This window comes from Methyloceanibacter sp. (genome assembly GCF_050728395.1).
Lineage (GTDB): Bacteria > Pseudomonadota > Alphaproteobacteria > Rhizobiales > Methyloligellaceae > Methyloceanibacter.
Window position 1 is genome coordinate 1 of record NZ_JBOHJB010000082.1, and the last position, 11,207, is coordinate 11,207.

Here is an 11,207-nt window from a genome sequence, read left to right on the forward strand (position 1 = left end):
GGCGCGGGAGGCGCGGGGGGCGCGGTCAGCCCTGTAGCGCCGCCTTCACCGCAGCGGCAAGCTCCTTCAGGTCGAAGGGCTTTTGCAGGAACATGAAGTCTTCCTTCTCCGACAGGTTGCGGCGGAAGGCGTCCTCGGCATAGCCCGAGATGAAGATGATCTTCACGTCGGGGCGCTCGCTGCGGAGATGCTTCATCAAAGTAGGGCCGTCCATCTCAGGCATCACCACGTCGCTGACCACGAGGTCCACCTCACCGTTGTAGCTCGTGAACATCTCGAGCGCCTCGGTGCCGGTGGTGGCTTCGAGCACGTGATAGCCGCGCTGGCCGAGCGCGCGGGCGGCGAAGCTGCGCACCGCGTCCTCATCCTCGACCAGCAGCACGGTGCCGCGGCCGGTCAAATCCTTCGGCTGCTCGCGACGGGCGGGCGCCGGCGCACGGGCGGGCTCGACTTGGCCCGCGACTTCGAGATAGCGCGGCAGGTAGACGTGCATCACGGTGCCGTGGCCGAGCTCGCTTTCGGCGAAGATGTAGCCTCCGGTCTGCTTCACGATGCCGTAGACGGTGGAGAGCCCAAGCCCGGTGCCGCGCCCGACTTCCTTCGTTGAGAAGAACGGCTCGAACATCTTCTGCATCACCTCCGGCGCCATGCCGGTGCCGGTGTCGCTCACCTCGATCAGCACATATTCGCCGGGCGGCACCCGGTGCTGGCCGAGCTCAAGCGAGTCGCGCTCGCCGACATTGGCGGTGCGGATGACGAGCTTGCCGCCATTCGGCATGGCGTCCCGCGCGTTCACAGCGAGGTTGATGATCACCTGCTCGAACTGATGCAGATCGGCTTTGACCGGCCAGATGTCGCTGCCGCTGTTGAGCTTCAGCTCGATGTTCTCGCCGAGCAGGCGGCCAAGCAGGATCGACAGCTCGGACAGAACGTCGCCAAGCTGCAGCCGCTCAGGGCGCAAGGTCTGCTGGCGGGAAAAGGCGAGCAGCTGGCGCACGAGACCTGCGGCGCGGTTCGCGTTCTGCTTGATGTTCATGATGTCCTGGAAGGCAGGATCGGTCGGCCGGTGGTTCATCAGCAGGAAGTCGGAGAAGCCGATGATCGCCGTCAGCATGTTGTTGAAGTCGTGCGCGATGCCGCCGGCGAGCTGGCCGACGGCCTGCATCTTCTGGCTCTGGGCGATCTGCATCTCGAGTGCGCGTTGCTGGGTGGTGTCGATGGCGTAGGCGATGGCTGCCTCGCTTTCGCCCTCGGCCCGCTCAACCGGGCTCAGATAGACGCGGCCGCTTCGCTCCTTGTCGCCCTCAAAGGCGATGTCGACCGGCTCGATCAGGCCTTGTCCGGCGATGGCAGCATCAAGCGCCTTGTGCAGGGCCTCGGCACCGTCGGCGTCGGCGAGGCTCGCGAGCGTCACCTTGCGCGCCGGCACGCCATCGACGGCGCGGCCGAACAGCCGCACGAAGGCTGCGTTGGTGGTGCTGATGGTGCCTTCGCGGTCGACGGTGGCGATGGCGATGGGCGCCGAGTTGAACAAGCGCGCGAATCTGAGCTCGGCGGCTGCGGCCTCTTCGGCACCGCCGGGGGCACGATTGAGGACCAGCGCATGCGCGAGCCCGCCATTGCCGCCATAGCGCGGCAGGCAATGCAGGATGCGCACCGGAAGCGTGGTGCCGTCGGCCTTGACGAGGTCGATATCGAAGCGTCGCGTGGCGCCTTGCGTCGCACCGCGGCCGGCTCTGGCGATGAGCGCCGCGCCGTCTTCCGACATGATGTTGGCGAGCTTGAGCTGGCCGCTTGCCGCGTCGGCGAGGTCGAGGCCGAGCCATTGGGCGAGCGTGGCATTGAGATAATCGATAGTGCCCTCGCCATCGGCGGTGAAGAAGCCGGCCGGCGCATTGTCGAGATAGGCGATGGCCTGCTGCACCTTCTCGAAGCCGGCCTCCTGCCTTTCGCGGTCGGCAGTCACCTCGTCGACCTGCCAGACCACGAGCCCGCCTTTGCGGCCTGAGTCGGGATCTGCCGGCATCGGTTGCACCGAGATGCGGAACCAGCGCGGACGCACGCCAGGCTCTTCCTCGCCCTCGCCAAGCGGCGGCAGACGGAATTCCTCTCTGAGCGCCCTGCCCTGCTGGGCTGCGCGCGAGAGGCGGAAGATCTGCTCGGCGAGAAAACTGTTGCCGGCAAAGGCACGGTCTGGCGCCTGCACCACCATCTCCGGCTCAAGCCCGAGCAGGCTGCGATAGGCTTCGTTGGCGTAGAGCACGCGGCCGTTCTGGTCGGCGATAAGCGCCCCTTGCGGAAGGTTGTCGACGAAGGCCTTGGTGACGTCGTTGCGCGCCTGCGTCTGTCCAAAATGCAGGATGCCGACGGCTCCGGCGAACAGGCAGAACACGCCGACCACGGCGAGCCCGCCAAGGATGGCAAGGACGAAGGGCTCGGCCATCTCACGCGAGATCATGGCAACGCCGACGGCGGCCACGGCAAGACCGAGCGCGAGCGCCACGACGAGAGCGACATTGCCGCCGCGGCCGGACTGATCTGCGGCTGGCTCAGCGTAACGCGAGGGCGCGTCGATGTCGGTCATGCCTCCAAACTACCCGATTCGATTCACGTTCGCGCCGGACATTGTGATGTGGCGCGTTGTTGCAGCCGGCCCGCGCAAATCCATGACAGAACCGGCCATTTTCCTTGTGGATTGCGGCCTCTCCAGCCCCAATTTGGGCTCTATCGAGGATCGCCGCGCTGGCAGGCCAAGGAAGCCTTCCGGCGTCATATTGGTACCTTGGTTAACGGTTTATTAGGGGGCGGCCGACAAGCCTTGGTGGCCAGCCCTCGGCCGCTGGCGCCGACGCTCAGGACCTCTGAAATGCCCTCGATGACGGACACCGACAGCATCATTCTCGGCGTCGCCGCCTTCCTGTTCGCGTTCGCGCTTATCGCGCTCACCGCCTGGGCGTTCAAGACCTTCGTGCTTACCGGGCGGAGCGGGACGAGTCAGTTGCGCGGGCGCGATCGCAGGCTTGGCGTGGTGGAGACCGCGCCGGTCGATGCGCACCGCAAGCTCATCCTCATCCGCCGCGACACGGTGGAGCATCTGATCATGACCGGCGGTCCGGTCGACGTGCTGATCGAGACCGGAATCGAAGGGCAGCGGCCGCTCGAGCCGCCGCTCGAGGACGTGATCATCGCGCACGCCGAGACGCGCCCAGCTCCTGACTTCGGCAAGTCCTGAGAAGCGCAGAAAACCGTCGATTCGCCTGTGTCGCACGGGAAAATTTGTGCTTGACCGTGACCTTCTGGCAACGGTGGTTTTGCTTGTCGCCAGCGCCAAGTTGCGCTAGACAGGACGTCCGAACTTACGGCCGCCATGTGTAGTTGTGGCAGGCGATGGAGTGACGCCGGTAGATTCAGCCGCTCATGCCGTAAGGACGCCGGCAGTTCCCTGCTAATGGTCCGACACCGACTGGCTTCGGCCAGTCATGTCAGTCCCCCAAACACTCCACTCCCCGCCGATAAAGCGGGGAGTTTTTTTATCCTGGTTCAATCGGAGTCGCGCTAGGTTTGCCGAATTCGGCGATGAGAGCACGAGCATGCTTCGTCTCTTGATTTTCGCTCTTGGCGTGATGCTGGTGACGCCTGCGCTTACGACCGAGCGCGTCGCTCTCGTCATCGGCAACGACGCCTATAGCCACGTGCCGGTGCTGCAGAAGGCTGCCGCCGATGCCCGCACCATGGCGGCTTCGCTGTCCACGCTCGGCTTCGAGGTGACGACGGGCATCAACGTCTCCCGCACCGAGACGAATCGAAAGCTCCAGGACTTCTTGAATCGCATCGAGCCCGGCGACGAGGCCCTGTTCTATTTTGCCGGACATGGCGTCGAGATCGCCGGCGCGAACTATCTCCTTCCCATCGACATCCCGGAAGCTTCCCCCGGCAACGAGGAATTCCTCAAATCGGAGGCGATCTCGTTCAACGCCGTGCTCGACGGTTTGCGCGAGCGAAAGGCGCGGGTCACGATCATCGTGATCGATGCCTGCCGCGACAACCCGTTCGCCAGCAAGACCGGCCGCAGCGTCGGCGGCGCACGCGGGCTCGCGCTGGTGGTACCGCCGCAGGGCACCTTCATCATGTATTCGGCGGGCGCCGGCGAAGCCGCACTCGACCGCCTGAGCGACGCCGACGCCGAGACCAACTCGGTCTTCACCCGCACCTTCGTCCCGCTGCTCATCCAAGGCGGATTGAACCTGCCCGAGCTTGCGCGCGAGACGCGCCGCCGGGTGCATGAGCTGGCGGCGAGCGCCGGTCGGACCCAGACGCCAGCCTATTACGACGAGGTGCTTGGCGATTTCAGCTTCACCCCAGGATCGGGCGCTGAGGCTCAGCCCACCTTACCCAAACCAACACCAGCTCCAGTGCCGCCGGTCTCGCAGCCCGTGGCGCCGGCACCCGCACCAGAGCCGAAACTGGCGCGTCTTCCGGAACCCGCTCCTCCCGAGAATGCTCCGCGCCCGCGCAAGCGGACGGAGAATTGCAGCCGCTCCGGTAACGCGACCTTTTGCGTGAGCTCGGCGCTAGCGCCCGCCCATGGGTTGAGCTACGGGGCGCGCAATCTGATCGACGGCAACGACAATACGGCCTGGGTCGAGGGGAGCAACGGCCAGGGTGCAGGAGACTTCGTCGTCATCGAATTCGACACGCCCCGCTTGGTGCGCGGACTCACCATGTGGAACGGCTATGCAAAGAATGCCGACATCTTCGGCAAGAACAGCCGGGTGAAGGACGTGGTACTCAACTTCTCCACGGGCGACAGTCTGCGGGCGACGTTGACGGATGGGACCGGCGAGCAGCGCGTCAACCTGAGCCGGCCGGTCACAGCCAAATGGGTGCAGCTCACCATCCGCTCGGTCTATCCCGGATGGAAATATTCAGACACTGCCCTCAACGAGCTGCGCGTGGATGCGCAATAGCCGTTCATGATGGACAGGACCTTCCTCGGGAGTTCGAGCGCACTCCTTCCCGCCATCTTCCTTTACGTCGTCGTCAGTGCTGCCGCCTCGAGCGCGGAAGACATGCCGAAGGCGTTCGTCTATCTCGCCGACATCGATCCCAGCATCGAACAGGACATGCGCTATGCGGGCGCCGATAATTTCACCGGCCGCACGGTGCCCGGCTATGACGCGCCTGAATGCGTGCTGGTGCGCCAGGCGGCGGAAGCGCTGAAAGCCGTGCAGGCCGACGTGAAGGCAAAGGGCCTCTCGCTCAAGGTCTACGATTGCTATCGCCCGGCGGAAGCCGTGGCGGCCTTCGTCGCTTGGTCGAAGGTGCCAGACGACGCAGACTCAAAGGCCGTCCACTATCCGGCCCTCGCCAAGACGGCGCTGTTTCCGCAAGGCTACATCGCCGCGGTCTCAAGCCACTCGCGCGGCGCCACCATGGACCTCACGCTGGTCCCGCTCGACGCAGAGTCGGTTCAGCCCGCGACCGTCGGGAATGCTCTCGGCGCCTGCACAGCGCCGGCGGCTGACCGCGAAGCCGACACCAGCATCGACATGGGCACGGGCTTCGACTGCTTCGACGTGAAGGCAAACACCGCGGCTTCAGGGCTCACGCCCGAGGAGCGCGATAACCGCAAGACGCTGGTCGACGCCATGGCTCGCCACGACTTCAAGAACTACGAAAAGGAATGGTGGCACTTTACGCTCGCGAACGAGCCCTACCCCGACACGGTGTTCGATTTCCCGATCGAGCCGCGAGGATCGAGCAAATGATCCCACGGCCCGTTTGTCATTCCCGCGAAAGCGGGAATCCAGTCATAGCCGACATCAATGATTAGCCGACAGCGGTGGTTACTGGATCGCCCGGATCATCAAGCTTGTGCTCGGGCTGGCGAAGCCAGACCCGAGTGCCGGGCGATGAGGAGGAAAAAAGGTGGGTTATTCGTCGCGATAGACGCGCTCGCGCCGCTCGTGGCGTTCCTGGGCCTCGACGCTCAAGGTCGCGATCGGCCGCGCATCGAGGCGCTTCAGGTTGATCGGCTCGCCGGTCTCCTCGCAAAAGCCGTAGGTGCCCTCGTCGAGGCGGGCAAGGGCGGCGTCGATCTTGGCAATCAGCTTGCGCTGGCGGTCACGGGCGCGAAGCTCGAGCGCCCGCTCGGTCTCCGTGCTTGCCCGATCGGCGATGTCGGCGTGCTGAGCCGATTCGTCCTGGAGGTGCTGGAGCGTCTCTTTGGTCGAGCGAAGGATCTCCTCGCGCCAAGCGAGCAGCTTGCGCCGGAAATAGGCGCGCTGGCGCTCATTCATGAAAGGCTCATCGTCCGAGGGCCGATAGTCTTCGGGGATCTTACGCTTCGGCCGCATGAAAGCCTCTGCCAACCGCATGGTCTTCGTTCCTTGGGCCTAAGGCCCCATATCCCCTGGCCGGTTGAGAGCATTCGCGGCCCCCGCCGGTCGGCACCGTATTTACGGAAGCCGGCACCCAAGTCAAGTGAGCAGAAGCCCTTGACAAATATCCTTGAGCGGCGCCAGCCGATTCACTTCGGCGGGATAGAGTCAGAGCGCGATTACAAGCGGATGACAGGCCGTTGAGATAAGAATCACCGGGGCAGTGGGTTGGGTCCCGAGCCCGCACACCCCACCTTTTCTCACTCCGCTCAAGGCGCCGACAACTGACTAACGTCGCCCGGCGGTCCCATTGCGGGTCAGCACGCCACCGCTCTCGCTCGTGATGCGGGGCGACGGTCCGCTAATATCGACGACGATATTGCCCTGGCCTGTGCCCTCGACCGCTTTCGCCCCTTTGGCGACGCGAAAGTCGTATTGGAACTGGATGCGGAAGCTTCCCGGACTGTCTTCGATTGGCTCGAAAGAAAGTGAGCCCGGCTTCAACGCGTAATTGAGGCTTGGCCACTTCCTCGCATAAGCGAGCTTCTCGGCGATCACGGTTGCGACCGGCACCCGGCCTTTGCCCCAATAGTCCACTTGGGCGGCATAGATGCTCTCTAGATGTGCGATGCTCCTTAGGTCGCCACCGAGATAGTCGTTCGCCACGAAGGCCTCGAGGCGTTGCCGCAGATTGCCGGCGCTCTCTGCTGGCGAAGGCGTCAACAACTGCGAAGGCGGCGGCGGAGCTTCTTCCCGAGCGATCTTGTCAAGCGCGGCGTGGGCCATGTCCGCATAGAAGCCGGACGGAAACCGCTTGAGAAAGGCGTGCCACGCGGCCGCGGTGTTGATGCCCTGGGCTGCATCATAGGCATCGCGCTCGTTGAGCGAAGCTTGCGGTACGGGAGCGGCCTGCGGAGTGGAAGGTTGTCCGGTCGCGGGCTCCAGCAGAGCTTGCGGCGCGGCAGCTCCGTCCTTGAAGAAGAACTGACCGGACAGTTCGTCGTAATAAGCAGGGCGCTGCTCGTGGCCCGCACTCTTGGCGAGCACCTCGACGTCACTCCGCACGTCTCGCGCAAGCTCGGCAAGCGGCCTGCCGGGTTCAGCCATCTTCTTGGTCAGAACCCTGGTATAGACCGAGGTCGGTTCTGAATCGGCGTCATTCAAGCGATCGAGCGCTGTCTGGTTGTAGCCAGCTGAATAGAGAACGAAGGTGCCCGCCGGCGCTTCCACGCGCGTCAGTCCTCGCGTGCCGCCTACCCCGCGTGACCCCGCTTGTGCAAACGGATTGTCGCGGCAGGCATCGACGATGAAGATGCGCGTCGCCGCGCCAGACGAAGCGACCCGCTGCATCAGATCACCGAGGCTGATGGCCTCAGCCTTGATGAAATCCTGTTGGCCGGATTTGGGGCTCGGGATGTCGGCAGGCAGAAGGTAGTTCTGGCCGTCGAGCTCGACGCCATGGCCGGAGAAATGAATGAGCGCCGTATCGCCCGGTGCAAGCTTGCTCTGAAACTCCGAGACCGCGCGATTGAGCGCGCGCCGGTCGGCATCGAGCACAAGATCGACGGTGAAGCCCAGATCTTCGAGGGTCGCCTTCAGCGCCTCGGCGTCGCCCACAGCCTTTTGCAGCGGGGTGATGTCGCGATAGGCGTCGATGCCGATGACGAGCGCATGGCGACCTTCGGCAGGCGCGGGCGCCGTGCCTGCTCCTGCAATGGCAAGCCCAAGCGTCATTAGAGCGAGGCAGCGGAAGATCGGGCGCATCGGCCTCTCCTCGATTGAGCTTAGCGCCGTGCTGCCCTGCTGCCTATCGCGCTTACCATGTCGGCGGCACTGGGCTTGGGATTTGCCCCTGCGCACCCCAACTCTTTCGTCGCCTCGGCCATCGCGCTAAGAGGCACTTCGTGCCGAGGCATTTCGCGCCGCGGCGTCAAAGGACTGCCAGAAGCGTGCCAATTTCTTCCTTCACCCACGGCGCCGTCGACGCATTGCGCAATATCGGCGACTTCGCCTCGGACCTGGTCGAGCCGACCGTGCGGCTCGGCGTCACCGGGCTCGCGCGCTCCGGCAAGACCGTGTTCATCACCGCGCTCGTGCACAATCTCATGGCCGGCGCCCGGATGCCGTTCCTCGATGCGGTGGCGCATGGCCGCGTGCTCCGCGCCTATCTCGAGCCGCAACCGGACGATCAGGTGCCGCGCTTTGACTATGAGCGGCATATGGCCGATCTCACTGCGAGCCCACCGCGCTGGCCGGAAAGCACGCGCCGCATCAGCCAGCTCAGACTTGCCATCGAATACGAGCCGCAGAGCTTCTGGAAGCGGCGGCTCGGTTATAACCGGCTCAATATCGATATCGTCGACTATCCCGGCGAGTGGCTGCTCGATCTGCCGCTGCTGCGGCTCGACTATCGGCAGTGGTCGGAGCAAGCGCTCGAGCAGAGCCGCGCGGCGAGCCGTAGAGCGATCGCCAAGTCGGCGCTCGCCGAGATCGATCCCGCGGCGCCGGCCGACGAGGTGGTGGCGCAACGGCTTGCCGATCTGTTCAAGGCGTATTTGCGCGAGACGCGCGCCGACAATGAGGCGCTTTCGACGCTGCCGCCGGGGCGCTTCCTCATGCCTGGCGATCTTGAAGGCTCGCCCGCTCTCACCTTTGCCCCGCTCGATGCGCAAGGGCGCGAGAGTTTTCCACGCGGCTCGCTCTTCGCCATGATGGAGCGGCGCTTCGAGGCCTATAAGACCCACGTGGTGAGGCCGTTCTTCCGCGATCATTTCGCGCGGCTCGACCGCCAGATCGTGCTCATCGACGTGCTCGCCGCGCTGAACGGCGGCAAGCCCGCGGTCGCCGATCTCGAACGTGCCATGACCGAGATCCTCGAATGCTTCAGGACCGGATCGAACAGCCTATGGTCGAGCCTGTTCAGCCCACGCATCGACCGCATCGTGGTCGCCGCCACCAAGGCCGACCACCTGCATCACACCAGTCACGACCGGCTCGAGGCAATTCTCGCTTTGCTCACCGAGGACGCCATGGGGCGGGCGAGATACGCCGGCGCCGAGGTGAAGCCGCTCGCGCTTGCCGCCATCCGGGCGACCAAGGAAGGCGTGGCGAAGCGGAACGGCCAGGCGCTGCCCTGCATCGTCGGCTATCCTCTGCCCGGCGAGGCCATCGGGCGGCGGCATTTCGACGGCAATGAAGCCTTCGCCATCTTCCCCGGCGACCTTCCCGCCAATCCCGAGACCGCGCTGCGTCACCCGCATGCGCAAGCAGACGACGTGCGCTTCGTGCGCTTCCGGCCGCCTGACCCGGTGCCGCTTCGCTCCGGCGGCTTCGCCCCTTTTCCCAATATCCGCCTTGACCGCGCGCTCCAGGCGCTAATTGGAGACCGCCTTACATGACCAAGCCACGCAAGCCTGCATCCTTCCGGCTGGAAGAGATCGAAGTGATCGAAACGCCGCTGCCTCCGCCGGCGATCGCCACCGATGCCGCGCAATTGCCCGCAACCGTGCGCGCGCTGCCGGCCCTCGACCCCGGCTGGCGCTGGGGCGGCATCCTCTTCGCAGCCGTGGGCGGTCTCGTCGGGCTCGCGTCGGTCGTCTGGCTCTACGATCTCGTGCGCGAGATGATGGCGCGGCAGGATTGGATCGGCTGGACCACCATCGGCCTCCTCGGCCTCGCCATCCTCGCGTTACTTATGATCATCCTGCGCGAGGCTGCAGGCCTTGCCAGGCTCGGACGGCTCGGCCGGCTCCGCCACGAAGCCGACGCCGCCGCGCTCGAAGGCGACAAGGCGCTCGCGCTCGACGTGGTGAGCCGGCTGAAGCGCCTCTATCGCGGGCGCAAGGACCTCGCCTGGGGGCTCGCGCGTCTCGCCGAGCATGAAGGCGACATCATGGATGCCGCCGAGCTGTTGCGACTGTCCGAGCGCACCCTCGTCGCTCCACTCGATCCGATCGCGCGCAGCATCGTGGCGGCCTCGGCCAAGCGGGTCTCGGTGGTCACCGCGGTGAGCCCCGGCGCGCTGATCGACATGCTGTTCGTGGCTTCCGAGAATTTGCGCATGCTGCGCCGGCTCGCCACGCTTTACGGCGCGCGCCCCGGCACGCTCTCGCTGCTCAAGCTTGCCCGCATGGTCGTCACCCATATCGTGTTGACCGGGGGCATCGCGCTCGGCGACGACGTGATCCAGCAGCTCGTCGGACACGGGCTCACGGCGAAACTTTCGGCGCGTCTCGGCGAGGGGCTGTTCAACGGCGCGCTCACCACGCGCATCGGGCTCGCGGCGATCGATGTTTGCCGTCCCCTGCCCTATATCGAGGTGCAGCGGCCGCGCTTTCGCGAGCTTGTGGCTGAAGTTGCCGGACTTCGCTAACGGGCGAATCGAGCGTTGCACTCCCGCCACGGGCCCAGTGGATAATGGGGATAAGCGATTCGCTCCCCCTCGCGCAGAATACGGCGTCATGTAGGATGACAACTGTGAGCGGACGGGTTGTCGAAGGCGCTGACGGAGTCATCCGAAGGTGCCGGAGGAGCAATCCGAAGGCGTCTGAGGAGGAATCTGAAGGCGCTCGGAGATGATCCGAAAACTCACTCGGGCTAGGCAAGCCCAAGGTCGCTCACAGCCATGGGCGGCTGAAGGCGGAGGGGTTAGCAAGCGCAGAGTGCCACGGCCTGTCGGCTTTGCCGCAATGCCGTGAGGTAGAGTCGATGGGGCTCTTTGCGCTGCACGCTCAACCGCCGAACCCCGGTTCCAGTCTGGCCAAGATTGGGATCGCGTCGCAGCCACGCGACGTTAAATAACGGGCCTAGGCCGGGGTCACGCCGCCG

General features: G+C 65.1%; 8 protein-coding genes. 5 read left to right on the forward strand and 3 right to left on the reverse strand.

Annotated features, from left to right (window positions below):
- Positions 1 to 25 precede the first annotated feature (25 nt).
- The gene (cckA, locus tag ACREC7_RS13100) at positions 26 to 2,584 is read right to left on the reverse strand and encodes a cell cycle histidine kinase CckA (protein ID WP_431556135.1); all 2,559 of its coding nucleotides are present in this window, start codon (positions 2,582 to 2,584) and stop codon (positions 26 to 28) included.
- A 282-nt stretch (positions 2,585 to 2,866) separates the two neighbouring features.
- Between cckA and ACREC7_RS13105 the strand changes: the two genes are divergently transcribed.
- From ACREC7_RS13105 to ACREC7_RS13115, 3 genes are all read left to right on the forward strand, one after another.
- Complete coding sequence (locus ACREC7_RS13105) at positions 2,867 to 3,232, forward strand: hypothetical protein (protein WP_431556136.1); 366 nt, start codon at positions 2,867 to 2,869, stop codon at positions 3,230 to 3,232.
- 358 nt (positions 3,233 to 3,590) lie between these two features.
- On the forward strand, positions 3,591 to 4,967 hold the full coding sequence (locus tag ACREC7_RS13110) for an NADase-type glycan-binding domain-containing protein (protein WP_431556137.1): 1,377 nt from the start codon (positions 3,591 to 3,593) through the stop codon (positions 4,965 to 4,967).
- Positions 4,968 to 4,973: 6 nt separating this feature from the next.
- Positions 4,974 to 5,768 (forward strand): M15 family metallopeptidase, encoded by a 795-nt coding sequence (locus ACREC7_RS13115; protein WP_431556138.1) that lies wholly within the window; start codon positions 4,974 to 4,976, stop codon positions 5,766 to 5,768.
- A gap of 165 nt (positions 5,769 to 5,933) precedes the next feature.
- Here ACREC7_RS13115 and dksA read toward each other — a convergent pair whose 3' ends face one another.
- Positions 5,934 to 6,356, reverse strand: coding sequence for an RNA polymerase-binding protein DksA (gene dksA, locus ACREC7_RS13120; RefSeq protein ID WP_431556142.1), 423 nt, complete (start codon positions 6,354 to 6,356; stop codon positions 5,934 to 5,936).
- 312 nt (positions 6,357 to 6,668) lie between these two features.
- Positions 6,669 to 8,144 (reverse strand): caspase family protein, encoded by a 1,476-nt coding sequence (locus tag ACREC7_RS13125; RefSeq protein WP_431556139.1) that lies wholly within the window; start codon positions 8,142 to 8,144, stop codon positions 6,669 to 6,671.
- 185 nt (positions 8,145 to 8,329) lie between these two features.
- Between ACREC7_RS13125 and ACREC7_RS13130 the strand changes: the two genes are divergently transcribed.
- Entirely contained in the window at positions 8,330 to 9,778 is a 1,449-nt protein-coding gene (locus ACREC7_RS13130) for a YcjX family protein (protein WP_431556140.1), read from the forward strand.
- Complete coding sequence (locus ACREC7_RS13135; RefSeq protein WP_431556141.1) at positions 9,775 to 10,752, forward strand: YcjF family protein; 978 nt, start codon at positions 9,775 to 9,777, stop codon at positions 10,750 to 10,752. Before ACREC7_RS13130 ends, ACREC7_RS13135 begins: the two co-directional genes overlap by 4 nt.
- Positions 10,753 to 11,207: the final 455 nt, after the last annotated feature.